The sequence below is a fragment of the Collinsella sp. CLA-ER-H8 genome, assembly GCF_040092335.1.
Taxonomy (GTDB): Bacteria; Actinomycetota; Coriobacteriia; order Coriobacteriales; family Coriobacteriaceae; genus Collinsella.
In genome coordinates this window covers 97675-124539 of the sequence record NZ_JBBNLU010000003.1, presented here as the reverse complement: position 1 = coordinate 124539, position 26865 = coordinate 97675, and the positions used below count along the sequence as shown (strand labels likewise).

Sequence of the window (26865 nt, the reverse complement as noted above, 5' to 3'; positions counted from 1 at the left end):
GTTGATTGTCGCTTGGTATTCAGATTTGTGGAGAAACCCGAAGATCGTGCCAAATGGAATCCACCTTTTGGAAATTAAGCATTGGTCTGGACGAAGCCGCCATCAAACGCATTGGCCTCGAGCACGCGGGCACAGCCGTTAACGACGTTATCGAGCGCCGTGGGGCTGACGTTGACCGAAACGCCGGTCTCATCGCGCAGGCGCACGTCGAGACCGCGCAGCAGCGCGCCGCCACCGGTCAGCAATATGCCATAGTACATAAGGTCCGAGGCAAGATCGGGCGGCGTGGCATCGAGTGCGTCCTTGACGGCCTTGGCCATCTCGTCGAGCGGCTTGTTGAGTGCGCGACGAATCTCCTCGCTCTCGATGCGTACGGTCTTGGGCAGACCGGTGATCACGTCGCGGCCGTTGACCTCGACGTCGAGCTCGTCCTTGAGCGGCACGGCGGAACCGACCTTGATCTTGATGTCCTCTGCCGTACGCTCGCCGATGGCCAGGTTGTAGGCATCTCGAACGTGCGTGAGGATAGCCTGATCGAACTCGTCGCCGGCAATACGGATGGACTGCGAGACGACGATGCCGCCCATAGCAATAACAGCGACCTCGGTGGTACCGCCGCCGATGTCGATGACCATGGAGCCGGTGGGCTCCTCGACGGGCAGGTCGGCGCCGATAGCGGCGGCCATGGGCTCTTCGATCAGATAGGCCTGGCGGGCGCCGGCCTGGATCGTGGCCTCAAAGACGGCACGCTTCTCGACCGACGTGACACCGGAGGGGACGCAGACGACAACGCGCGGACGCGGGGTCCACGGATAGCGCTTCTCGGACGCCTTGTCGATAAAGTAGCGGAGCATGGCCTCGGTAACATCGAAGTCGGCGATGACGCCGTCCTTCAGGGGACGAACGGCCACGATGTTGCCGGGCGTACGGCCGAGCATGCGCTTTGCCTCGATACCGACCGCCAGGATGCGCTCGTCGTTCTTGTCGATGGCGACAACAGAGGGCTCGCGAATGACGATGCCCTTGCCGCGCACGGAGACAAGCGTATTTGCGGTGCCGAGGTCGATGGCAAGATCGCCCGCATAGCTACCGAAGAACATATCCATCAAAGAAAACAACGCAACTCCTGATGTGTTGGATGATTGCTGGAAAACTACTAGCTCATCATACTAGCGCAAGCCCGGCACCTCACTTGCGGTGAAGCGCCGGGCAAAGCTAAATCCCATAAGGTCACTACTGGTTGTCAGCAGCCGAGAAATCCATATCGAGCGAGGAAACGGCCCAGCCGATATGGTTATCGGAGCGCACGAATTTGACGGTGTACTCCTGCTCGCCGCCCTTGGACAGCGATGCCTCAACCTTAGCGGTCGTCTCGGTCATGGACTGATCCATGCCCTCGACGGACACGGTGGCACCCTGCGGAATCGAGGAGATGATCATCGACTTGGCGTCCTCGGACAGGCTCGAGGCCAGGCAAGACTCGGCCTTTGCGGTGTCACCGTCGCCGGCAGCCTGGAACAGATCGGTAACGACAGACTCCTGGGACGGGAAGCCAAAGCCGCGCGTGTAGGCAAAGCCCAGACCGCCCGCGGCGATCAAAATGAGCAGAAGCAGCACGATGAAGACTTTGAGACCCGTGTGGCGATGGCGGCGACGGACCTTGGCCTGCTTACGATCCTGACGGTCCTGCTGGACCATCTCGGACTCGGACAGCGTAAAGAAGCCGGTGTCCGAGGGATCGGGCATAAACTGACCGGTCGCGCCCGTAGGATCGAGCGGATCGACGGCAGGAGCGTCCATCGCGGGCGCCGGAGCCGTGGCCATAGCCGTCTGGGCAGACAGCGCGGCAAGCGAATCGTGCACGCGGGCAAGCTCATCGGCCTGCTCGGAGGTGAGCTGGTAGATGCCATCGGCAGTAGCGGCGTTAAAGGCGTCGAGTGCGTCGGAGGGACGGCCGGCGGCAGAAAGCGCCTGACCCATGCCGGCGTTGAGCGCACGCGTGTCATCGCGGGGGCCGGCAAAGTCGATAGCCGTGCGGTAGGTCTCCACGGCATCCGCCGGACGGCCAAGCTTAATGAAGCAACGACCAAGCTCGCCGAGTGCGGCGGCAGGAGCTGGATTGGCGCCGTCGATGGCAGCCTGGCGGAAGGCAGTACCCGCGTTGGCATAGTCGCCCGACTGGAACAACGCGTTACCCAGGCCCAGATAAGCCTTGAACGGCGTGGCATAGGAAGCATCCTGCGTAGCAGCAGAGAACGCCTGGGCGGCCGTCGTGTAGTCGCCCACGGCGGCGAGCGCCTTGCCGCGGTTGGTGAGCAGCGCGCCGCGCTTGCCATAAGTGCCGTCGTTGAGGGCAGCAGCATAGGCCTCGGCGGCCTCGGCATACATGCCCAGGTGCATCAAGGCGTTGCCACGAAGGTGATCGGCCTCGCCCATAATCTCATCGGGAGTCTTTGCCGCCCCAAGCATCTGGGCTGCAGCGGAAAAATCACCCGCGCGGTAAGCGGCGCGGCCCTGCTGGATCAGCTGGCTATTCAAGGAAGTCCCCTTTACTCGTGAACGATCTCGACATGGACGATCTCGTCGCCGGCACGCAGCTGCGAAATCACATCGAGACCCTCGACCGTGGTACCAAAGACGGTGTAACCGGAATCGAGGTTATGCTGGGCGCCCAGGCAGAAGTAGAACTGCGAACCCGCGGAATCGGGGTCCATGGAGCGTGCCATGGCAAGGGCGCCATCGACATGGCTGTTACGCGGATTGGTGGCAAACTCGCCCTTGATGCAGTAGCCGGGGCCACCGGTACCGGGCATGCCGTCGGGGCCCTCAAGGCCGGCAGCGACGTCGGCGCCGGACATGTCGCGGGTATTGGGGTCGCCACCCTGAATGACAAAGCCGGGCACATAGCGATGGAACTTAAGGCCATCATAGAAACCCATCGTGGAAAGCTCGCAGAAGTTCGCGACATGAATGGGAGCGCCCTCGCCGTCAAACTTGACCTTGATGGTACCCTTCGACGTCTCGATAACGGCGCACTCGTCGCCGGCAAGCTGATACTCGGGCGTGTAGAGCTCTTTCTTAAAACCAAACATGTGGTTCCTTCCTCGTGCGTTTAAAGCATATTTGTACGAATTGTAGCAATAAGCATGCGCTTACATCAATTGCGCACGTAGGTTATGCCGACTATGGCGAACTAATTTTAGGAACGCTGCTGCGGCTTCCAGGAGCCCACGTTGGCGTCGTACTGATTCAGCGCGCTGTTGCCGCCCTGTGCGATGGGCGCCAGGATCTCGCTTTGGTGGGAACTCATCGACTCGCCATCGGGAATGGCCAGCGAGATATCCCAGCTCTGGCAGATCACATCGACGCGCTCATACATCCACTCGGCAAGCTGCTTTAAGTGGGCGATGTCGTCCGCATAGACCGTATCGTCCTGATATTTAAGGTTGTTGAGCTCATCTTGCGTCTTTTTGATCTGGTCGCGCAGGGCGTAGGCACTCTGCGACAGCTCCTGGCGGGTGGACAGTGGCGTTCGAAGATAGCCGTTGTTAAAAGAATCGATGACCTCGCCGATCTGGTCCTCGTCACCGTAGGACACGATGGTCTGATACAGACCGTCGAGCCTGGAATAGAGCTGATCATCGGTCAGCACGGTTTCTTCCTGGACCACCTCGGCAGAATCGTCCTGCTTGGTATCGTCCTCAGTCGCCTCGCCCTTTTGGCGCGTGGGGAAGGTCGTCTGCGCGGCCTGGCCAAACTGGTCGTAGAAGCCAGGCATGACACCCATGGGATCGGTCGTCACGAACCAATAGGCACCGCCGCAAACGACAGCAAGGACCGCGATGACGATGAGCGGCTTGGGGATATGACGCTTGTGCTTGTGATAGGCGTCCTCGTCGGGATGCACTTTGCGCTTGGGTTTTTGAGCATCGTCATGCAGGGAAACGGGCGTGGGAATATCGACCTTGGGGATACCGAAATCCTTATCGAAAGCCGGCAGCACGCAGGTCTCATTGGGGTCGGCGGCGTCTGAGAGCACCGCAGCGGCAGAGGCTGGCGCATGCGGCACCTCGGTATCGATCTGCTCTTGCGTTAAGCGCGGAAAGCCCGCCGTGCGGCCCGCTGCCAGGTCGGATGCGGCCGCGTCCTCGGAGAGGATACCCGGAGCGGGGCGTCCGCATTTGGGGCACGTACGATCATGCGGAGAAAGACGGGCACCGCAGCCCTCGCAGAACACGAACTCGGTGTGCTCGGGGCCATCGCCCGGACCCACATAGGCGTTGCAGTAGGGGCAAAACGAGGCGCCGTCCTCGATAGTCTTAAGGCAATGCGGGCAGATCACGGCATCCTCTTTTCGAAGCAATTCAAACAATCGAGGTTAGAGCATAACATCGCCACGGCCCCACAGGAACAAGGCACCAATTCAACATCGCCAGGGCGCGTAGCTACTTCTTCTTTTTGCTTGGCATCGAGACTTTGATGCCTTGGGCGGACTTGGTCACGCGAGAACGCTTGGCTCCGGTACTCCTCTTTTTCTTGGGCTGGGCCTGAGCCACGCCCTCGAGTGCGCGGGCCTCGGCCTCGCGAGCGGTGCGATCTTCGCGGCGCTGCGCCATGTCGGCTGCAACGCGCTTGGCAAAACGCTCGGCCGTCGAACCCGTCGAGCTCACCTTGCCGCCACCGCGACCCAGGCGGACGCGCACACCGCGGCCAAAACCAGTTGCGGCATGACGACGACGCGGCTTGAGCGAATCCATCATCGTGGCAAGCTTAAAGAACACCGAGCAGGTAAAGACCACGATGACAGCCAAGATAACCATCTGACCCATCGACAGGTTGGCAATAGACAGCAGCTCCGGGAATCCGATAACGCCCACCAAGATGCCGGCGACTACAAACACAAAGAGCACCACACGTAAGGGCGTGAGAGGCTGCGAGATGCGCCAGATCAGGCTGACGCTCGCCGCGCACAACGTAAGCAAGCACATCGTAGACAGCGTGAGCTGGCTAAAGCCAAACACGCGCGCCACAAAGATATCGAGCGCCGCAGCCAAAATGACCGCAATCGGCGCCGGCAGTGCACGCTTGAGTGCGTTGGTCAAAAACGCACCCTTCACGCGAGCATTGTTGGGCTCCAGACCCAACACAAAGCCCGGCGCGCCGATGCAGAAGAAGTTAATGAGCGTCATCTGGATGGGCTCGAAGGGGTACGGCGGCAGCGCGATGCACAGCGCCGCCAGGCCCATCGAGAACAGCGTCTTGGTCAGGAACAGCGAGGCCGAACGCTGCAGGTTGTTGATAGAGCGACGGCCCTCGGCCACCACGGCGGGCATCGAGGCAAAGTCGTTGTCGACGAGTACGATCTCGGCCACGTTGCGCGCGGCATCGGAGCCGGCCGCCATGGCCACGGAGCAGTCGGCCTCCTTGAGCGCCAGCACGTCGTTGACGCCGTCGCCCGTCATGGCCACGGTGTGCTCGCGGCGCTTGAGCGCCTGCACGAGCTCGCGCTTCTGCTGCGGGGTCACACGCCCAAAGACATGGTAGCGGTCCACTGCGGCATCGAGCTTGGCAGGCGTATCGAGCGTCGTGGCGTCCACATAAGCGTCCGCCCCCGGCACGCCCACCACGCGCGCGATCGACGACACCGTACGCGGGTCGTCGCCACTGATCACGTTGAGGGTCACGCCCTGCTCGTTAAAGTAGCCGATGGTCTCGGCCGCCGAGGTACGGATCTCGTCGCGGATGGTCACAAAGCCCACGGGCTCGGCCTCGCCCACCATATCGCCATCGGGCGTAAAGCCGTCAACGCGCGCCACCACGAGCACGCGGCAGGTATCGGCAAGCTCGGCGACACGGTTCTCGACCTGCGAAAACACACGCTCGGAAAGCACAAACTGCGCGGCGCCCATCACATAGGAGCCCTGTGCAAAAGAAGCGCCGCTCCATTTTTTAGACGACGAGAATGGAATGACCGACAGCGGCTCAGACACCTCGACCGGGCGATCGGCGTAATAGTTGAGCAGCGCCTGGCAGGTCTCGTTGGCATCGGCCGAAGTCGCACGTGCCACGTTAGCCAACGCAAAATCGAGCACTGTGGTATCGACGGGAACAGCCGCCTCGTCCGAGTCCACGCCAAAGCCAACACCCTCAACAGGCAGCGGGTAGGTGCCCTCGACCTCCATACGACCCGAGGTAATGGTACCCGTCTTGTCCAGGCACAGCACGTCGACGCGCGCGAGCGTCTCGATGCAGTAGAGCTGCTGCGCCAGCACCTTGCGGCGGGCCAGGCGCACCGTGGCGATGGCGAGCACCGACGAGGTCAGCAGCACCAGGCCTTGCGGGATCATGCCCAGCAGGGCGCCCACCGTGGACAGCAGCGCCGACGAAGGCACATGACCAGCCAACAGCTCGGAGAAGCACCACGAAAGCGCGCTATCGCCCGGGGTTCCCGCGGCATCCCACAGCTCGCTCACACTCGAGGCAAACAACGCCAAACCGAGCGGGATCATGATGATGCTCGCAAAGCGCACGATGGCGTTAAGCGCGTTCATGATCTCGGAATTGACCTTTTTGACGTACTTCGCCTCGTTATTAATTTTAGCCACGTAGTTGTCGGCGCCGACATGGATCACGCGGGCGCGCAGCAGGCCCGAGTCGATAAAGCTGCCGCTCATGAGCTCGGAACCGGGCTGTTTCTTAATAAGGTCGCTCTCGCCCGTCAGCAGGCTCTCGTTCACGAGTGCCTCGCCCGAAACCACCACGGCGTCAGCGGGAATCTGATCGCCGCGCCCCAGGCGGATGATGTCATCAAGCACGATCTGGTCCAAGTCGAGCTCCACCTCGGCACCGTCGCGCACCGCGATGGCCTTCTTGGAGGTCAGCAGCGTGAGCTTATCGACCATCTTCTTGGAACGCATGGACTGAATGACGCCAATAGCGGTATTGAGGAACACCACGAACAGGAACGTCAGATTCTTAAACGAACCGGTCAAAATGACCAGGAACGCCAAGATCACGTTGATCAAATTGAACAGCGTGCAGAGGTTCTCGATGATGAGCTCTTTGACCGACTTGGTCTTGAGTTCCATGTTGCGGTTGATCTTACCGGCGGCGATGCGCTCCTCGACCTCGGCGGTCGAGAGTCCGCGCTCGATATCCGTTACTGCCATACCACGTCCCATCACGTCGCGTCGGTATAAGAAAAACCGCCCGGACCATGCGAGGTTCGGACGGTCTTACGTTCGATGGTGCCCCATGTTGGATTCGAACCAACGACCTTCTGCTCCGGAGGCAGACGCTCTAATCCCCTGAGCTAATAGGGCGAACGACTGGCATTATACCCAAGTGCGTCATGGGCTAACAAAAGAAAAGAAAAAGCTTTGCAATTCCGTGGGAGACGAGGCGCAACGGCCCACTTTAGAAGGCAAAAGCGAGTCAGATAGTATAAACTCACATGCACCATATACACGGCTCGCGATGCGGGCCGTTTTTGCAAAAGTTATCCATCGAGGTGAGAGGCACACCATGATTGCAATTTTAAAGCAGAGCGCCAGCGACGAGGCCGTAAGCCATATCGTCAGCTGGATTGAGAAAAAGGGTCTGAAGACCGATGTCTCGCGCGGCGAGAACGAGACGATCATCGGCCTGGTGGGCGATACGACCAAGATCGACCCGTTCCTGCTCGAGTCCATGGACGTCGTCGAGCGCGTGCAGCGCGTCTCCGAGCCTTTTAAGCGTGCCAACCGTAAGTTCCACCCCGAGGACTCCGTCATCGACTGCGGTCACGGCGTCAAGATCGGCGGCGACCAGTTCCAAGTCATCGCCGGCCCCTGCTCCGTCGAGGGCGAGAACCTCATTCGCATCGCACGCCGCGTGAAGGCCGCCGGCGCCACGATGCTGCGCGGCGGTGCCTACAAGCCCCGCACCTCCCCCTACGCCTACCAGGGCATGGGCCCCGCCGGCCTCGACCTGCTGTGCGAGGCGTCTGCCGAGCTCGACATGCCGATTGTCACCGAGATCATGGACCCACGCGACGTGCAGGTCTTCCTTGACAAGAAGATTGACGTCATGCAAATCGGCGCCCGCAACGCCCAGAACTTCCCCCTGCTCAAGGAGGTCGGCAAGACCCAGACCCCGATTCTGCTCAAGCGCGGCATGTCCGGCACGATCGACGAGCTGCTCATGGCTGCCGAGTACATCATGAGCGAGGGCAACGACAACGTTATCCTGTGCGAGCGCGGCATCCGCACCTTCGAGACCCGCACCCGCAACACCTTCGACCTCAACGCCGTGCCGGTGCTGCACCACCTGTCGCACCTGCCCGTCGTCGCCGACCCCAGCCACGCCACCGGCTACACCCGCTACGTTGAGCCCATGGCGCTCGCCGCGACCGCCTGCGGCGCCAACGGCCTGGAGATCGAGGTCCACGACGAGCCGAGCCGAGCCTGGTCCGACGGCGCCCAGGCCCTCACCCCCGATCAGTTCGACGACACCATGCGCCGCATCCGAGCCATCCGCGAGGTTGTCTGCCAAGAGACCATGGAGTAGCCCATGAGTACGGTGAGAAACGCGCGCGTTAACCAGGGCGGCCCCAAGTGCGCCGGCATCGTCGGCCTTGGCCTCATCGGCGGTAGCTTTGCCCGCGGCTATGCACAGGCGGGCGTCCGCGTGCTGGCCTGGGACCCCGATGACGATGTCATGACGGCCGCCAGCATGGGCACTGTCGCCGGAGAGCTCAACGACAAGACACTCGGCGAATGCGACATCATCGTCCTGGCTTGCTACCCCGAGGCCTGCATCGAGTGGCTCGAGGCGCATGCCCAGGCGCTCGCCGACGCCACCGACACCGAGGCCATTATGGGCCCCGTGGTGATCGACACGGTGGGCGTCAAGGACATCGTGTGCGAACGCGCCTTTGAGCTTGCCCGCGAACACGGCTTTTACTTTGTGGGCGCGCACCCCATGGCGGGCACCCAGTTCTCGGGCTACGCGCACTCCCGCGCCGACCTGTTCCAGGGCGCCCCGCTCGTGCTCGTTCCGCCCGCGGTGGACGATGCCCTTAAGCTGGAGCTCTTGGGGCAGGTGCGCGAGATGGTGCGCCCCTTGGGCTTTGGCAAGTTCAGCGTGACCAGCGCCGCCGAGCACGACCGCGTCATCGCCTTCACGAGCCAACTTGCGCACGTGGTGTCCAACGCCTACGTAAAGAGCCCGACCGCCCAGGTCCACCACGGTTTTTCGGCCGGTAGCTACCGCGATCTCACCCGCGTGGCGCACCTCAATCCTCAGATGTGGTCCGAGCTCATGATCGACGACGCCGACGCGCTTGCCTTCGAGATCGACCACCTGATCGACTCGCTTGGCGCCTACAGCCGTGCGCTCAAGAACCGCGACCAGCGCTATCTGGAGAATCTCCTTGCCGAGGGCGACCGCATCAAGCGCGCACTCGACGACGAGGCCTCCCACTAGACCACCTATCACGCCAGGTCGAAAGGACCGAAGCTTATGGCGATTACCATCGATATCGACACCGCACGCCCCTACCAGGTGCATGTTGGCACGTTTTTGCTGGAGCAGGCGGGACCGCTCGTGCGCGCCACTGCCGGCGGCACCAAGGCCGTCATCGTGACGGACACCAACGTAGGCCCGCTCTACCAGATGCCCGTTAAGCAGAGCCTGGAGGCATCAGGCTACGAGGTGAGCATCTGCACCTTCGAGGCCGGCGAGGCCCATAAGCGCGCCGAAACCTATGTTGCCATTTTGGAGTTTGTGGCCGAGCACGAGCTTTCGCGCTCCGACGTGATCGTGGCACTCGGGGGCGGCGTCGTGGGCGATGTGGCGGGCTTTGTGGCCGCGACCTACATGCGCGGCTGCAAGTTTGTGCAGATCCCGACGAGCCTGCTCGCCATGGTGGATTCGTCGGTGGGCGGCAAGACCGCCATCGACCTGGCTGCCGGCAAGAACTTGGCCGGCGCCTTTTGGCAGCCGAGCGTGGTTATCGCCGACGTGGGGTGCCTGGCCACCCTCACGCCCGAGCAGTTCGCCGACGGCTGCGGCGAGGTCGTCAAGCACGCCGTGATCGCCGACCCGGAGCTTTTCGCCGAGCTGGAGAAGACCCCGCTCACGCTGGAGCTGCTCAACCGCGATGTGGCCCGCGTAGCACTCATCATCGCCCGCAACATCGACATCAAGCGCGCCGTGGTCGTCGCCGACGAGCACGAAACCAACCAGCGCAAGCTGCTCAACTTTGGACACAGCGCCGGACACGCCGTCGAGGCCTGCGAGCACTTTGAGCTCGGACACGGCAACTGCGTGTCGATCGGCATGGGCATCATCACGCGCGCCGCGGCCCTGCACGGCGTTTGCGATGCTGCACTGCCCGGCCGTATTGAGGAGCTCTGCGCCCGCCACGGCCTCAAGACCCGCTGCGACCTCAATGCCGATGCCGTCTTTGCCGAGGCGCTCCACGACAAGAAGCGCGCGGGCGACACCATCGACCTGGTGATTCCGCACGGCATTGGCCGCTGCAGCATCGACCGCACGCCGCTTTCCACTTTCCACGAACTCATTGCCGAGGGCCTCGGCCAGAAGGGAGACGCATCCGCATGCTAGCCCGCATCACCCCATCCCCGCTTAAGGGCACCGTTCCCGCCATCGCGTCCAAGTCGATGGCGCACCGTCTCATCATCTGCGCTGCCCTTGCCAACGGCGAGACACACGTCACCTGCAACACCACCTGCGCCGATATTGAGGCCACGGTCCGCTGCCTCACGGCGCTCGGCGCCCGCATCGAGACCGTCGAGGACGGCTTCCAGGTCCACCCCACCATGAAGAGCATTGAGTTCGGCCTACTCAAGGCCCTTGCCGGCGGCACGCTCGACTGCGGCGAGAGCGGCTCCACGCTCCGCTTTATGCTGCCCGTCGCCTGCGCGCTGGGGGCAGAGGCAACCTTTGTGGGACAGGGCCGCCTAGGCGCACGCCCGCTGTCCCCGCTCTCGGACGAGATCATTGCCGCCGGCTGCGACCTACAGGGTCTGGGCGGTTTTCCGCTCAAGACGAGCGGACGCATGCGCCCGGGCACCTTTGTGCTGCCGGGCAACGTAAGCTCGCAGTACATCTCGGGCCTGCTGCTGGCAGCCCCGCTGCTGGCCCAGCCCTCCTGCGTGCAGGTGACCGGCCTCATTGAGAGCCGCCCCTACATCAACCTGACGATCCAGGCCATGAAGGCCTTCGGCGTCGAGGTCAACGTCGAGCGCATTCCCGCCAAGGACGGTCAGCCCGAGGTCACAAACTTCCGCGTGAGCAGTGGCTCGTACCGCACGCCCGGCAGCGTGGCCGTCGAGGGCGACTGGTCCAACGCCGCCTTTTGGTTGTGTGCTGGCGCCATCGGCACCGATCCCATCACCGTGGAGGGCGTGTCGCTGAGCTCTGCGCAGGGCGACCGCAACGTGCTTGCCGCGCTTTCGCGCTTTGGCGCCCGCATCGTGCGCTCCACCAACGCCGCCACCGTGCAGTCCGACAAGCTCGCCGGCTTTGAGATGAGCGCCCACGACATCCCCGACCTGGTGCCCGTTATCTCGGCCGTGGCCTCGCTGGCACAGGGCCGCACCTTTATCCGCGATTGCGCCCGTCTGCGCATCAAGGAATCCGACCGCCTGGTCACCACCACCCGCGAGCTCACCGCGCTGGGCGCGCAGGTGCGTATTGCCGGCGACGACCTCATCATCAAGGGTGTCGATGCCTTTACCGGCGGCGAGGTCGATTCGCACAACGACCATCGCATCGCCATGATGGCCGCCATCGCCGCGAGCCGTGCCACCGGCGAGGTCGTGATCCACGGCGCCGAGGCCGTCAACAAGTCCTATCCCGATTTCTTCGACCACTACCGCCTGTTGGGCGGCAAGGTCACGCTCGAGGAGGAATAGCATGTCCTCGACCTTTGGCAACGTTTTGCATCTGAGCATTTTCGGCCAGTCGCACTCCCCCGCCATCGGCTGCTCGCTCGATGGCATCCCGGCGGGCATCGCCGTGGACCAGGAGAAGCTGCAGGCCTTCCTCGACCGTCGCGCCCCTGGCCGCGACGAGACCGCAACCAAACGCCGCGAGGCCGACGCCGCGCATATCATCGCCGGTGTTGTCGATGGACATACCACCGGCGCGCCCATCGCCGCGATTATCGAGAACACCAACACGCGCTCCAAGGATTACTCCGAGCTGCGCCGCAAGCCCCGCCCCGGACATGCGGACTTCCCTGCGCGCGTGAAGTATCACAACATGCACGATGTCGCTGGTGGCGGGCATTTCTCCGGCCGCCTAACGGCACCCTTATGCATCGCCGGCGGCATTGCGCTGCAGGCACTCGAGGCCCGCGGCATTCAGGTCATGGCGCACGTCGCGCAGATCGGCGGCATCTCCGACCTGCCGATGGACGATATGGTCTATCGCGAGGCCGACCGCAAGGCGATCCTTACGAACGATCTGCCGTGCATTGACGCCGCCGCAGCCGGCCGCATGCGCGAGGAGATTCTGGCCGCGCGCGACGAGCTCGACAGCATCGGCGGCATCGTGGAGTGCGGCATTTACGGGCTTCCCACGGGCATAGGCGACCCCATGTTCGACGGCATCGAGAACCGCATCGCGCAAATCGCGTTTGGCATTCCCGCCGTAAAGGGCGTGGAGTTTGGCATGGGCTTTGCCGTGGCCGCCATGCGCGGCAGCGAGAACAACGATCCATATCGCATCGATGCCGAGACCGGCGAAATCGAGGTCGAGTCCAATAACGCCGGCGGCATCCTGGGCGGTATTTCGACCGGCGCGCCCGTCATGTGGCGCATGGCCGTAAAGCCGACGCCCTCAATTGGCCGCGAGCAGCAGACCGTAGACATGGACGCTATGGAAAATGCCGAGCTCTCGGTGCACGGCCGTCACGATCCCTGCATCGTCCCCCGAGCCGTCCCCGTAGCCGAGGCAGCCGCGGCGCTCGCCATCTGGGACGCTCTCCTCGAGGACGTCGCCCAGCTCTAACCCGACTCACCTGGGTTGCCTGTCAACTCAGCCGTTACGTGAAAGGGGCCTCCATGGACCTTGCTGACATCCGCCAGGCCATCGATGGCATCGATACCACGCTCCTCAACAGCTTTGTCGAGCGCATGGACATTGCCACCGAAGTCGCCAAGTCAAAAATCGAGATGGGCAAGGCCGTCTTCGACCCCGCCCGCGAGCGCTCCAAGCTCAACAACCTCGCCAGCCGCGCGCCCGAGCGCTACGAGGCACAGACCATCGCCCTGTTCCGCCTCCTCATGAGCATGAGCAAGGCCGAGCAGCAGCGCTACATCAACGAGCTCAAGGGCATCACCGTCTCGCAAAAGGCACACGCCACGGCTGCAGCCTCCGACACGCCCTTCCCTCAAACGGCCACCGTCGCCTGCCAGGGCGTGGAAGGTGCCTATAGCCAGATCGCCGCGTGCAAACTCTTCGACGTGCCCGACATCGCGTTTTTCGAGACCTTCGAAGGCGTCATGCGCGCTGTGCGCGACGGCTTCTGCGAGTTTGGCGTGCTGCCCATCGAGAACTCCACCGCCGGATCGGTCAACGCCGTCTACGACCTGCTCGCCCAGTTCGATTTCCACATCGTGCGTTCGCTGCGACTCAAGATCGACCACAACCTGCTCGTCAAGCCCGGCACCAAGCTCGCCGACGTGCGCGAGGTCTACAGCCACGGCCAAGCCATTGCCCAGTGTGCCGGCTTTATCGAGTCCCACGACCTGCACGCCACCAAGTACCCAAACACGGCCATGTCGGCCGAGATGGTCGCCAACTCCGAGCGCACCGACGTCGCCGCCATCGCCTCGCGCAGCTGTGACACGCTGTATGGCCTGGAGGTGCTGGAGCCCAACATTCAGGACTCGGACAACAACTACACGCGCTTTGTCGTCATCAGCCGCGAGCCGCGCGTCTACCCCGGCGCCAACCGCACCTCGCTCATGATCACCACGGCCAACGAGCCGGGCGCCCTCTATCGCGTGCTCGAGCGCTTCTACGCACTCAACATCAACCTGATCAAGCTCGAGAGCCGCCCCATCCCCGGCCGCGACTTTGAGTTTATGTTCTACTTTGATCTGGACTGCCCCTTTGGCAGCAAGGCCCTCGACGACCTGCTCGATTCCATCGACGACGTGTGCGAGAGCTTCACCTACTTTGGCAGCTACACGGAGGTGCTCTAGATGACCGATATCACTGCAACCCGTCCCTACGGCGTGCTGGGCCGTGTGCTGGGCCACAGCTACACCCCGACCATCTACAAAGAGCTCGCTGGGCTCGAGTACGTGCGCTTTGAGCGCGAGCCCGAGGACCTCGCGGCCTTTATGACCGGCGACGAGTGGGAGGGCACCAACGTGACCATCCCCTACAAGCGCGCCGTCATGGACTACCTTGACGAACTGAGCCCGCTCGCCGAGCGCATGGGCAACGTCAACACCATCACGCGCCTGCCCGACGGCCGCCTGCGCGGCGACAACACCGACTACTTTGGTTTTCAGTGCCTGGTCGAAGAGTTGGGCGTTGAGGTTGCCGGTAAGAAGGTCCTCGTGCTCGGTGCCACCGGTGGTGCGGGTACTACGGCCAGTATGGTGCTCGGAGATCTGGGCGCCATCGTCGTACCCGTGGGTCGCACGAGCGAGGTCAATTACAGCAACATCGCTCAGCAGTCCGATGCAACGCTGCTCGTCAACTGCACGCCCGCCGGTATGTTCCCCCACTGCCCCGACGCTCCCTGCACGCTCGAAGGCCTCGATGCGCTCGAGGGCGTCATCGACATTGTCTACAACCCCGCCCGCACGGGACTCATGCTCGAGGCCGAGCGCCGCGGCATCCCCTGCATCGGCGGCCTGCTCATGCTCGTGGCCCAAGCGGCGCAGGCTGTCGAACGCTACACCGGCCAAGTCACCCCGCGCGAGCGCATCCTGGACGTAACGGAGCGCCTGTCACGCCGCGAACAGAACATCGCGCTGATCGGCATGCCGGGTTCAGGCAAGACCCGCGTGGGTGAGCAAGTCGATGTGCTCACGGGCCGCGAGCACATCGACTTGGATCACGCGCTCGAGGAGCGTCTGGGCATGCCCTGTGCCGACTTTATCGTCGAGCGCGGCGAGGCGGCCTTCCGCGAACAGGAGACGGCTGCGCTGGCCGACATCTCCAAGCGCAGCGGCCTGGTGCTCTCCACCGGCGGCGGCGTGGTCACACGCGACGAGAACTACCCGCTGCTACACCAGAACAGCCAGATTGTGATGCTCAACCGCAAGCTCGACGAGCTCGCCCACAAGGGCCGCCCCATCACCGCGCGCGACGGCATCGACAAGCTGGCCGAGCAGCGCATGCCGCGCTACCGCGCCTGGGCCGACTACATCATCGACTCACGCGACTGCGCCGCCAACACCGCCCAAGCCCTCCTCGAGACCCTCCAACCCGCTCTCTAACCAAAACCACCACAAAGGGGACAGGCACCTTTGTGGTGGTTTCTCGACTGCAAAGGAAGCAACCATGAAAGCACTCGTCATCAACGGCCCCAACCTCAACATGCTCGGCATTCGCGAGCCGGGCATCTACGGCAACGACAACTACGACCGCTTAGTGCAGATCTGCCAGGAAGCGGGCGCCGCACAGGGCTTCGAAGAAGTCGAGGTCTTCCAGTCTAACCACGAGGGCACCATCGTCGACAAGATCCAGGAGGCCTACGGCAAGGTCGACGGCATCGTCATCAACCCGGCGGCCTACACGCACACAAGCGTCGCGATCCTCGACGCACTCAAGGCCGTCGCCATCCCGGCTGTGGAGGTCCACATCAGCGCCGTAGAGACGCGCGAAGACTTCCGCCAGGTAAGCTACGCCCGCCTGGCCTGCTTCGCCACCATCACCGGCGAGGGCCTGAAGGGCTACGCCCACGCGTTGGAGCTGCTGAAAGAGCATCTCGAAAAGTAAAATGCCAACCCCAACAAACAGCAGCGGCTTGCTCGCGCTCGGCTCCAGCAACACACAAGATGAAAAAAGCCCAGACCACCAAGCGGTCTGGGCTTAATAAACGATGGTGCTCCATGGCGGATTCGAACCGTCGACCTTGGGATTAGAAGTCCCCTGCTCTATCCAACTGAGCTAATGGAGCAAATAACCGCACGCCCAAGCAAGCACAAGCCTGTCAGGCGCAAGTAATTATAACCTAGTTGAACTGCTCGCGGTACGCCTTGCAGACCTCATCGACCGGGCCGTCCATGCGAAGGTCACCCTTCTCAATCCAAACGGCACGCTGGCAGATGCGCTCAACCTGCTCCATAGAGTGCGAAACGAACAGAACCGTCACGTCGCCGCTCTGGATAAAGTGTTGGATGCGGGCCTCACACTTTTGCTGGAAGAACACATCACCGACGGACAGCGTCTCGTCAACGATCAGAATATCGGGCTCGGTAATCGTCGCGATTGCAAAGGCGATACGCGCCACCATGCCCGAAGAGAAGTTCTTAAGCGGCATATCGACAAAGTTCTGCAGCTCAGCGAACTCGATAATGCCGTCAAAGTTGGCGTCGATGAACTCCTTGGTATAGCCGAGCAGGGCGCCGTTCAGATAGATGTTCTCGCGGGCGGTCAGCTCGGGGTCAAAGCCGGCGCCAAGCTCAATCAGCGGCGCGATGTTACCGTGCACCTTAACGCTGCCCTCGCTAGGCTCAAGAACGCCAGCGATAATCTTGAGCATCGTAGACTTGCCGGAGCCATTGGTGCCGACCAGACCCACAACCTCGCCGCGATGAATATCAAACGAGATGTGCTTAAGCGCCCTAAACTCCTCAAAGAACAGCTCGTGCTTGGCAAGCTTAATGAAGTACTCCTTGAGGTTGGTCAGCGACTCGGACGCCATGTTAAAGATCATGGTGACGTCGTCGACCTCGACAGCCAGAGGCTGCTCGCTGTAATCAACAACAAATTCAGTCATCACAGCACTCCTTAGATGTAGAGGATGAACTTGCGCTCGGACTTATGGAACACGGTGTAGCCAATAACAAGCGCAAGAACCGCCCAAGCGACGCACATACCAAACGTCATAAGCGAGGGCGTAGTCTGGAACAGGAAGATATCACGCATAAACTGCAGGTAGTTGTACATGGGGTTCGCATACATCAAGATACGCACGAGATGCGGCATTTGCGCAATAAAGTCAGTCGTCCAAAAGATGGGCGTGATGTAAGTCCACGCCGTAATGACGACGCTCCACAGATGCATGACGTCGCGGAAGAAGACCGTAAGGGCAGAGAGCATCATGCCCAGGCCCATGCAGAAGCACATAAGCAGCAGCAGGCAGACCGGCAGCAGAATCAGGTGCCAAGAAGGCGCAACGCGGAACCACAGCATAACGATGGCGACGGCGACCAGCGAGAAGGCAAAGTTGACCAACGAGAAGAGCACCTTCTGCACCGGGAAGACCCAGCGGTGTACCTTAACCTTCTTGAGCAGCGGAGCCGCACCCACAATCGAGGTCAGCGCCTGGTTCGTAGACTCGGACATGACGGCAAAGGTAACGTTACCTACGATCAAGTACAGCGGGTACATCTCGGGCGTAATCGAGCCATTGCGGCCCTGGGCGAAAATCGTCGAGAACACGATGGCCATGACGATCATCATCAGCAGCGGGTTGAGCACCGACCATGCGACGCCCAGAACGCTACGGCGATACTTGATCTTAAAATCCTTGGTAACCAGCTGACGAAGGATAAACGCGTCCTTCTCAAATTCGTTCTTAGCAAACGTCGCAGGCAGACTGCGAGTTTCTTGTTGCTTTGTCTGATCCGACACGGATGCAACTCCTTTACTCGTAATCGTTGACAAACGAACAGTATAGACCCGACGGCCATGCAAACGATTCGCGCAACAAAACTGGAGAACTAACCCACATCTTAGGATGCCAGGCCCAAACGGCTATACTTTCTAGGATTGAATGTATAAGGAGCATTAAGTGAATTCTGAATCCATCGCCGTCATCATCCCTTGCTACAACGAAGCGCTCACGATCGGCAAAGTCATCGACGACTTTCACCGCGAGCTTCCGCAGGCGACGGTCTATGTCTATGACAACAACTCGTCGGACGATACCTCACGCATTGCCACCGAGCACGGCGCCACAGTCCGCTTTGAGCCCCGTCAGGGAAAGGGCAACGTGTGCCGCCAGATGTTTCGCGATATCGACGCCGATTGCTACCTGATGGTCGACGGAGACGACACCTACCCCGCCGAGGCGGCCAAGGCCCTCTGCGAGCCCATCCTTAACGGCACGGCCGACATGACCGTAGGCGATCGCCTTTCCAACGGCACCTACGCCGAGGAGAACAAGCGTGCCTTCCACGGCTTTGGCAATAATCTGGTCCGCGCCATGATCAAGTGGATCTATGGCTACAGCTTCGATGACGTCATGACAGGCTACCGCGCCATGAGCCGCCCGTTCGTTAAAACCTTCCCAGTGCTTTCCGAGGGCTTTCAGATCGAAACCGAGCTCTCGATCCACGCCGTCGACCACCGCTGGCGCATCAAAGATGTGCCCATCGAGTACCGCGACCGTCCCGAGGGTTCCGAGTCCAAACTCAACACCGTGAGCGACGGCATTAAAGTCGTTGCGATGATCGGCACGCTGTTCAAGGACTACCGCCCGCTGAAGTTCTTCAGCCTCGTTGCGCTTCTGTTCGCGGTATTCGGCCTCGCCCTGGGCATGCCCATCGTTGTCGAATATTTCCAGACCGGCCTCGTCCCGCGCTTCCCCACCGCTATGCTCGCCGCCTCGTTTATGTTCCTGTGCGGCCTGAGCCTTGCGACCGGCTTCATCCTAGATTCTGTAGCAAAGGTCGAAAAAAAGCAGTGGGAGGTCAACGTGTACAGCAAATACGCCTACGACGACCAGCCCGGCCACCCTACTTCCATGCCAAGCGAGAGGTAGATCTTCCGCAAAATACTATTGGCACCACTGCGCAGATAGCCACCAACAAGAAAAGCCGCCGTTAAAGAACGGCGGCTTTTACTCTCGAAAAGTTAATAGCGGCTAGAGCGTCTTGATGTACTCCCCCAGCTCTTCCTCCCAGTCGGGCATGTGGAAGCCCGCGGCCTCGAGCCTGGACAGGTCGAGCGCGGAGTGGACCGGGCGCGGGGCGATGGGGCCCGCGGCGTTCGCGTAGTAGTCGGCGGTCGACACCGGCACGACCTTCTCCCCGTTGCCGTTGGCGGCCTCGAAGACGGCGCGGGCGATATCGGCCCAGGACTTGACGGCGCCGGAGCCGGTGCAGTTGTAGGTGCCATAGGGGGCCTTCACGTCCAGCACATGGAAGATGGCAGCCGCCATGTCGCGCGTGAAGGTCAGGCGGCCCAGCTGGTCGTCCACGACCGTGACCTGCGTGAGCCTGTCCTCGGGGTCGGCTACGCGGTCGGACAGCCCCTTCATGGTCTTGACGAAGTTGTGCCCCTCGCCGATGACCCAGGAGCTGCGCATGATGTAGTGGCGGGGGCACCCTGCCACGGCGATGTCGCCGGCGGCCTTGGTCTGGCCGTAGACGGACAGCGGGCTGAGGGGCTCCTCCTCGGCGTGCACCTCGGCCGTGCCGTCGAAGACGTAGTCGCTGGACACGTGGACCAGGGTGATGCCGTGCCCGGCGCAGGTGCGGGCCAGAAGCGCCGGCCCGGTCGCGTTGGCCTTCCAGGCGATGGCGCGGCCCTCGGGGGTCTCCGCTTTATCCACGGCCGTGTAGGCGCCGCAGTTGATGACGGTGCCGTAGAGCGACCAGTCGTACTGATCGTAGGCGTCCGGGTCTGACATGTCGAAGGTGTCGATGTCGCAGAAGTCGAAGTCCTTGGCGACCCCGCGCTCCTCGGCCAGCGCGCGCACCGCGCGGCCCAGCTGGCCGTTGCAGCCGGTGACGAGCGTCCTCTTGGGCGCCATGGGGACGACGTCGGCGAGCATCGGGTGGTTGAGGTCCGCCTCGGAGACGGTGGCCTCGTCGAGCGGGATGGGCCACTGGATGGCGAGCTCGGGGTCGGCGAGGTTCACGAAGGTGTAGGTCCTCTTGAGCTCGAGGGACCAGTGGGCGTCCACCAGGTAGGTGTAGGCGGTGCCGTCTTCGAGCGCCTGGAAGGAGTTGCCCACGCCGCGGGGCACGTAGATGGCCTTGGAGGGGTCCAGGACGGTCGTGTAGACCTTGCCGTAGGTGTCACTGCCCTCGCGCAGGTCCACCCAGGCGCCGAAGACGCTGCCGCGCGCCACGGAGATGAACTTGTCCCAGGGTTCGGCGTGGATGCCGCGGGTGACGCCGCGGCTGTCGTTGTAGGAGATGTTGTTCTGGACGACCCTGAGGTCGGGGATGCCCAGGGAGGTCATCTTGGCGCGCTGCCAGTTCTCCTTGAACCAGCCGCGCGAGTCGCCGTGGACGGCGAGGTCGACGACCTTCAGGCCCTCGATGCCGGTCTCGGTGACGGCGAGGTCCTTCTCGAATGCGATGTCTGCCATGTGGGAAAAGCTCCAATCGAAGAGGTTGGGTAACCGGGGGCGCCCGCGCGGGGACGCAGGATCATCCCCATGCCCTGCGGCCCCGCGCGGGCGCCCCGCGGTGCGGTTCGCCGGGATGCGGTCTACTGGCCCTGTGCGCGGTAGCGCGCCTCGGTGGCCTCCTTGGCCGGGCGCCACCAGGACTCGTTCTCGACGTACCAGTCGATGGTGGCCTTGAGGCCCTCGGCGAAGTCGGTGTGCGCCGGCCTCCAGCCGAGCTCGCGCTGGAGCTTCGTGCTGTCGATGGCGTAGCGGCGGTCGTGGCCGGGGCGGTCGGCGACCCAGTCGAAGTCCTCGGGGTCGCGGCCCATGGCCTCGAGGATCATGCGCAGGACGGTGATGTTGTTCTTCTCCCCATTGGCGCCGATGAGGTAGGTCTCCCCCATCCGGCCCTTGGTGAGGATGTCCCAGACGGCCGAGGAGTGGTCCTCGGTGTGGATCCAGTCGCGGACGTTCTCGCCCTTCCCGTAGAGCTTGGGGCGGACGCCGTCGATGATGTTGGTGATCTGCCTGGGGATGAACTTCTCCACGTGCTGGTAGGGGCCGTAGTTGTTGGAGCAGTTGGAGATCGTGGTGCGAAGCCCGTAGGTGCGGGTCCACGCGCGCACGAGCATGTCGGAGCTGGCCTTGGTGCTCGAGTACGGCGAGGACGGGTGGTACGGCGTCTCCTCGGTGAACTTCGCCGGGTCGTCGAGCGCCAGGTCGCCGTAGACCTCGTCGGTGGAGACGTGGTGGTAGCGGACGCCGTATTTGCGGACGGCCTCCAGCAGGCGGAAGGTGCCCTCGACGTTGGTGCGCAGGAAGGGCTCGGGGTCCGCGATGGAGTTGTCGTTGTGGGACTCCGCGGCGTAGTGCACGATGGCGTCGTGGCCCGGGACGATGCGGTCCAGCAGCTCGGCGTCGCAGATGTCGCCCACGACGAGCTCCACGCGGTCGGAGGGCAGGCCGGCGATGTTCTCGGGGTTGCCGGCGTAGGTCAGCTTGTCCAGGACGGTGACGTGCACGCCGGGGTGGTTATTGACCACGTAGTGCACGAAGTTGCTGCCGATGAAGCCGCAGCCGCCCGTGACGATGATATTCTTGGGTTCAAAGATCTCAGACATGAAAATCCAATCTGAAGCATGTACAGCTTCTTTAGTATGCCGCAGGAAGTGACGCCGCGGCACTATTCAACAAAACTATCGGACATTTCGGCATGCGATAAGAGCCATAACCTTCGCAGAATTACTTCCCCTACAAAACGCCTCCGGAATGCAGTCTTTGTCGCAACGGAAGACCGAATTCCCAGTTTTATCGCGTAAGTACTTATAGAAGAAGTCCTCCCAGCTTTTAAACTTCTCACTGTTTATAAAGGCTTCTGGGGTTTCCAAAACCGCCTTAACATCTAACCCTGAAATTACGCCGGAGCTCAGCAGAAGCCACTCGAATGACTCGGGAAGACAAACCGTAACAGTATCGCGGTGAATGTCTTGCAGCTTAAGGACGCGGTCCGCATAGCACCCAAATGCCGCTCCGTCCGCGACAACAAACACGCGATCGTCGAAATGCTGATCCAACCAGCCCAAAATCGCACTGTTCGTCATGGCCGAAGCGCAGGTAAGCTCACTGTCAGCGAAATGCCGTTCAAAGAACTGGAAACCAGACTTACTGTCCTCGCATAGAAGGATAGAAAAGTCCTGTTTTGGCGCCGACCGGGAAATAGCATAACGATGATTCCCGCGATCTTGATAAACAGGGACGAAAGAATGGTATTTTCCGCTCGTCTTAATCTTGTAAATCTCATCCACGCTATACGGAAGATTGGGGAAATCAGCCCTTGAGGTCAGCACGAAATAATTCGAGGAATACAGCACATGATGGGCAAACTCATCAGAATGGATCTCTTTTAAGCCCTCATCGACAAATACAATCGAATCATGAACGGACGAAAGCTGGTTTCGCCAATCATAATCGGTCAGGGCGACACAGGGACAATCGCATTGCAAGGAAACGCCCGACTGCTCGCCCGTTCGCATGTAGTCTGCGACCATGTCAAACAGCGTCGTCTTACCCGTGCCGCTATCGCCACGCACAATAGTGATGTTCCGCTTGATGGTAAATGTGTACTTGGTTCCCCTACGGCGGGAAATCTTAACGAGATGCGAACCGTTCATAAGCAGCACCTACAGATACGGAATCGACTCGTGAATCAATTCGGCCATGTTATGAACGATTCGGCCGCTGTTCACGACTTTGATTTTAAAATCCTCGCGACCAAAGTCCATCACATGATAGAGATTCACAACGAGCTTGCGGTCTTTCGCCATGTCGAGAACCCACTTGGCACAGTTGTCACCACAGGTAGAAGCGTTAAAAATATGCTTACGATCAAATCTCATAAGCAGCAGCGTTTTCACGCCACCAGAAAGCTGGAGTGGGGAGATGGATCCAAGCACAGGGCTTTCGATGACGTTTTCGGAGACAACAACCGATCGATCGACATCTTTAATTATCGAGACTGCATAGGGATCCGTAATCCAAGTAGACCGGTAAGAGTTTTTGAAATATGTCGCTGTGTTGTAAATCGCTTCTGGCATATCGCCAAAGTAGACGCTTAACACATCCACTCCCAATCATATTGTCTTTATGGTCAACGTAATCATAACGAAAGGGGCCACCAGATAAACGGTGACCCCTAAAAGAAAACAAGCTGGCGCTAGTACTCGCGCGGGCTGTTGACGATCTCGCCGGCGGCGACCTTCTTCAGGTGCTGGCCGTAGACCGACTTGCCGTAGGCCTCCGCGGCCTCCTCCAGCCCGGCGGTCGTGATCCAGCCGTTCTCCCAGGCGATCTCCTCGGGGACGGACACGGGAAGGTCCTGGGAGTGCTCCACGGCGCGGACGAACTCCGCGGCCTCGTGGAGGCTCTCCATGGTGCCGGTGTCCAGCCACGCGTAGCCGCGGCCGAGGGTGACCACGGACAGCGTCCCCTCCTCCAGGTACATCTGGTTGAGCGTGGTGATCTCCAGCTCGCCGCGGGCCGAGGGCTCCACCCTGTGCGCCTTGGCGGCCACGTCACCCGGGTAGAAGTACAGGCCGGTGACGGCGTAGGAGCTCTTGGGGCGCTCGGGCTTCTCCTCGATGGAGACGGCCCTGCCCTGCGCATCGAACTCAACGACGCCGAAGCGCTCGGGATCGTCCACGTGGTAGCCGAAGACCGTGGCGCGGCCCGACTCGGCGTTCTGGACGGCGCGCGTCAGGTGGCGCGACAGGCCGTTTCCGTAGAAGATGTTGTCGCCGAGCACCAGGGCGCACGGCTCGCCGGCGATGAAGTCCTCGCCGATGGTGAAGGCCTGGGCGAGGCCGTCGGGGCTCGGCTGCTCGGCGTAGGACAGGTTCACGCCGTAGCGCGAGCCGTCCCCGAGCAGGCGCTCGAAGTTGGGGAGGTCGGTCGGCGTTGAGATGACCAGGATGTCCCGGATGCCCGCCAGCATGAGGGTGCTAAGCGGATAGTAGATCATGGGCTTGTCGTAGACCGGCAGCAGCTGCTTGGAGGTCACGAGCGTGAGCGGGTACAGGCGCGTGCCGGACCCGCCGGCGAGGATGATGCCTTTCATAAAAATCCTCTCGATTGACAATCGTTGAGCAAAAGCCGCTGTTTACAGAAGCATAGCTAATAAAATTATACGCACCGGCGGCAACCTCCCCGTCTTCTTATTTAAATCGGACAGCAGAAACACGCAACTCTTTCTGCATTTCTAGCGAGGCAACAAATGAAAAAGTACAATGGGCAGTGTCCAACAAACGAAAGGCAGACAATGCGAGTCGAAACAACCGGAGTATGCAGAGGAAACTGGAAAATCTACCAGCAGCTTAAGATTGAAGGCATCCATAAAGGCTCCAGCGTAACAGCCCAAGCGGCTACAAACGACAACCGCTGCTTACCTTTATCCCTCCTAAAATTCCGGGACAATGGTTGTGACTCGAACTCATACGTCCTTGTACTCCCCGATCCCGATGCCCGCACCATCAAAATTGAGTTTTGCGAAATCGGCCAAGACGGTCGTACCCTGAGCAGCGACTCCCTTTCACTCAATTGCAAGAACATCAAATGGGAGTCTCGCCTTAACTACAAAATTAAACCTGACATGTGCAGTAAACTCCGAAACTATGATGACGTTTCAGAGTTTGACATGGCAACGATTGATTTCTGGCAGTGCATCGAAGATTCAAGCGACTACATCCTTAGGTGCACGGTGAGAACGCCGTATCGTAGCGACTCCCAAATCAAACTTCGCTGCCTCGATCGAACCCTCAATGAAGTTGATTTGAGCATCGTCAATTTCGGTTCGAATGTAACAAGCGTTGGATTTACGTCTGAGAAAAAGCAACTTGAAACGCAGCTCTCGGTTCGTATGCCAAAGGCGTTCGATCGTTATTATTTTGTTATTGACGATCAAAATCACCCATCATTCAGTGCATTCGACTGCTTAACGCCCGATAAATTAGGCATGCTTCTTGAGGAGACCAACTTTCTCTTTACCCATGCGCAGTTTGACCCTGAATACCCCGAATGGTTCACGGAACATAAGTCAACCATCGGCGCTCTGGAGAAACAGAGAAAAATCGTCTTCAACAGCGCTCCGAAGTTCAGCATCATTGTCCCTCTTTACAACACGCCCATTTCGTTCTTTAACGATATGGCCGAATCCGTAAAAACCCAGTCTTATGCAAACTGGGAGCTCATCCTAGTTAATGCAAGTCCTGACAATCAGGAACTAAAGGCTCGCGTTGAGCAGGAGACGGCCCACGACAACAGAATTAAATCAATTAACCTTACCGAGAATAAGGGCATTTCCGAAAATACAAACGCCGGCGTTGCCATCGCTACGGGTGATTTCGTTAGTTTCTTTGACCATGACGATATTCTTGAACCGGACCTGTTGTTCTCATATGCCGAGGCAATTGAAAACAATGATGCCGTCGATCTTCTTTATTGCGACGAAGACAAACTCATGCCCGATGGAAAGCTAGCGCAGCCGTTCTTTAAGCCGGATTTCAATATCGATCTGCTCAGAAACAATAACTATATCTGCCATATGCTTACCATCCGTAAGTCGCTGCTTGATGTTCTAGAACCGAACACGAAAGAGTTCGATGGAGCACAGGATCATAATCTGACTCTCCGCGCCGTGGAAAAGGCAAGGAAAGTTCATCATGTTGCAAAGGTTCTATATCACTGGCGCCTAAGCGGGACCTCCACCGCAGCAAATGCCGATAGCAAGCCGTATGCCACTATCGCAGGTATCAAAGCGGTCCAGAGTCATTTGGACAGGCTTGGGCTCAATGCGAAGGTCGAACAAGCGCGTCGTCCCTTTACATATAAAGTAACCTACGCTGTGCCAGATTCCCATCCACTCGTGTCAATTATCATCCCGACTAAAGACCACGCCGACATTCTGGACAACTGCATTAAGTCAATTGTTGAGAAATCAACGTACAACAATTACGAGCTTGTCATAATCGAAAACAACAGCACAGAAAAGGCGACGTTCGATTACTACGATAAGTTGCAAGCAAAATATCCAGATATCGTTCGTCTTGTAACTTGGGAGCACGAATTCAATTTCTCCAAGCTCATGAACTTTGGCGTTGCTCACGCCAAAGGTAACTATCTCTTGCTGTTGAATAACGATACTGAGGTAATTACGCCCAATTGGATTGAGATAATGCTTGGCATCTGCGCACGTGAGGATGTTGGCGCAGTTGGTGCAAAACTCTACTATCCCGACAACACCATTCAGCATGCGGGCTTATGTGTCACTGGTGGCGTGGCGGGGCATCTTTGCCAAAGCATGCCAAAGGATAACTGGGGCTACTTTGCACTCAACGATGCACAACAAGACTTCAGCGCCGTCACTGCAGCTTGCATAATGACTAAGCGTAGCGAATATGAGAAAGTCGGAGGTTTCACGGAAGAGCTTCAAGTTGCATTTAATGACGTTGACTTTTGCTTAAAGCTACGCGAGATCAACGACCTGATCGTATACACACCCGAAGTCGAGCTCTATCACTATGAGTCGATTTCTAGAGGCGTTGAAAACAATACGGAGAAGCAGATTCGCTTCCACAAAGAGGTCGCATACATGAATTATCGCTGGGCCAAGCATTACATCGAAGGTGATCCCTATATGAATCCAAACTTTACCGTTGGGGAACCCGCGAATCGTTATTATCATTTATAAAAAGTTGGCGTTTCTTCTCTTATTCAATCAGGACAAATTAACGTGTGCCTAAGCTAGATAGGGGAATCGAGGATTAACCCTC

At 60.1% G+C, this 26865-nt stretch carries 22 protein-coding genes and 2 tRNA genes; 10 read left to right on the top strand and 14 right to left on the bottom strand.

Annotation, left to right across the window (positions count from 1 at the left end):
• Window positions 1-74: 74 nt before the first annotated feature.
• The 6 genes from AAAX72_RS02910 to AAAX72_RS02885 all read right to left on the bottom strand — a co-directional run bounded on the left by AAAX72_RS02910 (window position 75) and on the right by AAAX72_RS02885 (window position 7322).
• Window positions 75-1106, bottom strand: coding sequence for a rod shape-determining protein (locus AAAX72_RS02910; RefSeq protein ID WP_006236061.1), 1032 nt, complete (start codon window positions 1104-1106; stop codon window positions 75-77).
• A 127-nt stretch (window positions 1107-1233) separates the two neighbouring features.
• Complete coding sequence (locus tag AAAX72_RS02905; protein WP_349128964.1) at window positions 1234-2538, bottom strand: tetratricopeptide repeat protein; 1305 nt, start codon at window positions 2536-2538, stop codon at window positions 1234-1236.
• Between the two features lie 11 nt (window positions 2539-2549).
• The gene (locus AAAX72_RS02900) at window positions 2550-3092 is read right to left on the bottom strand and encodes a peptidylprolyl isomerase (RefSeq protein WP_006236059.1); all 543 of its coding nucleotides are present in this window, start codon (window positions 3090-3092) and stop codon (window positions 2550-2552) included.
• A 107-nt stretch (window positions 3093-3199) separates the two neighbouring features.
• Window positions 3200-4342 carry a zinc ribbon domain-containing protein gene (locus AAAX72_RS02895; RefSeq protein WP_349128963.1) on the bottom strand — a complete coding sequence of 381 codons (1143 nt, stop codon included), beginning with the start codon at window positions 4340-4342 and terminating at the stop codon, window positions 3200-3202.
• A gap of 103 nt (window positions 4343-4445) precedes the next feature.
• Window positions 4446-7169: an HAD-IC family P-type ATPase gene (locus tag AAAX72_RS02890; protein ID WP_349128961.1), complete on the bottom strand. Its 2724-nt coding sequence runs from the start codon at window positions 7167-7169 to the stop codon at window positions 4446-4448.
• Between the two features lie 76 nt (window positions 7170-7245).
• Window positions 7246-7322, bottom strand: a tRNA-Arg gene (locus AAAX72_RS02885).
• A 202-nt stretch (window positions 7323-7524) separates the two neighbouring features.
• Between AAAX72_RS02885 and aroF the strand changes: the two genes are divergently transcribed.
• The 8 genes from aroF to aroQ all read left to right on the top strand — a co-directional run bounded on the left by aroF (window position 7525) and on the right by aroQ (window position 15972).
• The gene (aroF, locus tag AAAX72_RS02880) at window positions 7525-8547 is read left to right on the top strand and encodes a 3-deoxy-7-phosphoheptulonate synthase (protein WP_022094767.1); all 1023 of its coding nucleotides are present in this window, start codon (window positions 7525-7527) and stop codon (window positions 8545-8547) included.
• A 3-nt stretch (window positions 8548-8550) separates the two neighbouring features.
• Window positions 8551-9465, top strand: a complete 915-nt coding sequence (locus tag AAAX72_RS02875) for a prephenate dehydrogenase/arogenate dehydrogenase family protein (protein WP_349128960.1) — start codon at window positions 8551-8553, stop codon at window positions 9463-9465.
• Between the two features lie 36 nt (window positions 9466-9501).
• Window positions 9502-10608 (top strand): 3-dehydroquinate synthase, encoded by a 1107-nt coding sequence (aroB, locus tag AAAX72_RS02870; RefSeq protein WP_238057417.1) that lies wholly within the window; start codon window positions 9502-9504, stop codon window positions 10606-10608.
• Window positions 10602-11921 carry a 3-phosphoshikimate 1-carboxyvinyltransferase gene (gene aroA, locus AAAX72_RS02865; RefSeq protein WP_117861955.1) on the top strand — a complete coding sequence of 440 codons (1320 nt, stop codon included), beginning with the start codon at window positions 10602-10604 and terminating at the stop codon, window positions 11919-11921. The genes aroB and aroA overlap by 7 nt, the downstream gene beginning before the upstream one ends.
• Before the next feature lies 1 nt (window position 11922).
• Window positions 11923-13020: a chorismate synthase gene (gene aroC, locus AAAX72_RS02860; protein WP_349128959.1), complete on the top strand. Its 1098-nt coding sequence runs from the start codon at window positions 11923-11925 to the stop codon at window positions 13018-13020.
• Between the two features lie 53 nt (window positions 13021-13073).
• Window positions 13074-14219, top strand: a complete 1146-nt coding sequence (gene pheA, locus AAAX72_RS02855; RefSeq protein WP_349128958.1) for a prephenate dehydratase — start codon at window positions 13074-13076, stop codon at window positions 14217-14219.
• The gene (locus AAAX72_RS02850) at window positions 14220-15470 is read left to right on the top strand and encodes a shikimate kinase (protein WP_349128957.1); all 1251 of its coding nucleotides are present in this window, start codon (window positions 14220-14222) and stop codon (window positions 15468-15470) included. It begins immediately after the preceding gene.
• 64 nt (window positions 15471-15534) lie between these two features.
• Entirely contained in the window at window positions 15535-15972 is a 438-nt protein-coding gene (aroQ, locus tag AAAX72_RS02845; RefSeq protein ID WP_349128956.1) for a type II 3-dehydroquinate dehydratase, read from the top strand.
• Window positions 15973-16076: 104 nt separating this feature from the next.
• Here the strand turns inward: aroQ and AAAX72_RS02840 are convergent.
• From AAAX72_RS02840 to AAAX72_RS02830, 3 genes are all read right to left on the bottom strand, one after another.
• Window positions 16077-16153: transfer RNA gene (locus AAAX72_RS02840), tRNA-Arg, on the bottom strand.
• A gap of 54 nt (window positions 16154-16207) precedes the next feature.
• Complete coding sequence (locus tag AAAX72_RS02835) at window positions 16208-16975, bottom strand: ABC transporter ATP-binding protein (RefSeq protein WP_349128955.1); 768 nt, start codon at window positions 16973-16975, stop codon at window positions 16208-16210.
• Between the two features lie 11 nt (window positions 16976-16986).
• Entirely contained in the window at window positions 16987-17832 is an 846-nt protein-coding gene (locus tag AAAX72_RS02830) for an ABC transporter permease (protein WP_349128954.1), read from the bottom strand.
• 160 nt (window positions 17833-17992) lie between these two features.
• Between AAAX72_RS02830 and AAAX72_RS02825 the strand changes: the two genes are divergently transcribed.
• A complete protein-coding gene (locus tag AAAX72_RS02825) occupies window positions 17993-18964 on the top strand; it encodes a glycosyltransferase family 2 protein (RefSeq protein ID WP_052044190.1) in 972 nt (323 codons plus the stop codon).
• A 102-nt stretch (window positions 18965-19066) separates the two neighbouring features.
• On the opposite strand, the gene AAAX72_RS02820 is transcribed toward AAAX72_RS02825, so the two are convergent.
• The 5 genes from AAAX72_RS02820 to rfbA all read right to left on the bottom strand — a co-directional run bounded on the left by AAAX72_RS02820 (window position 19067) and on the right by rfbA (window position 24155).
• The gene (locus tag AAAX72_RS02820; RefSeq protein ID WP_349128953.1) at window positions 19067-20521 is read right to left on the bottom strand and encodes a sugar nucleotide-binding protein; all 1455 of its coding nucleotides are present in this window, start codon (window positions 20519-20521) and stop codon (window positions 19067-19069) included.
• A 122-nt stretch (window positions 20522-20643) separates the two neighbouring features.
• Window positions 20644-21663 (bottom strand): dTDP-glucose 4,6-dehydratase, encoded by a 1020-nt coding sequence (rfbB, locus tag AAAX72_RS02815; protein WP_349128952.1) that lies wholly within the window; start codon window positions 21661-21663, stop codon window positions 20644-20646.
• 75 nt (window positions 21664-21738) lie between these two features.
• A complete protein-coding gene (locus AAAX72_RS02810) occupies window positions 21739-22713 on the bottom strand; it encodes a hypothetical protein (protein ID WP_349128950.1) in 975 nt (324 codons plus the stop codon).
• Window positions 22714-22722: 9 nt separating this feature from the next.
• Entirely contained in the window at window positions 22723-23160 is a 438-nt protein-coding gene (locus tag AAAX72_RS02805; RefSeq protein WP_349128949.1) for a DUF4869 domain-containing protein, read from the bottom strand.
• Window positions 23161-23255: 95 nt separating this feature from the next.
• Window positions 23256-24155, bottom strand: a complete 900-nt coding sequence (gene rfbA / locus AAAX72_RS02800; RefSeq protein WP_349129032.1) for a glucose-1-phosphate thymidylyltransferase RfbA — start codon at window positions 24153-24155, stop codon at window positions 23256-23258.
• A gap of 156 nt (window positions 24156-24311) precedes the next feature.
• Between rfbA and AAAX72_RS02795 the strand changes: the two genes are divergently transcribed.
• Complete coding sequence (locus AAAX72_RS02795; protein WP_349128947.1) at window positions 24312-26783, top strand: glycosyltransferase family 2 protein; 2472 nt, start codon at window positions 24312-24314, stop codon at window positions 26781-26783.
• The last annotated feature ends 82 nt before the right edge of the window (window positions 26784-26865 follow it).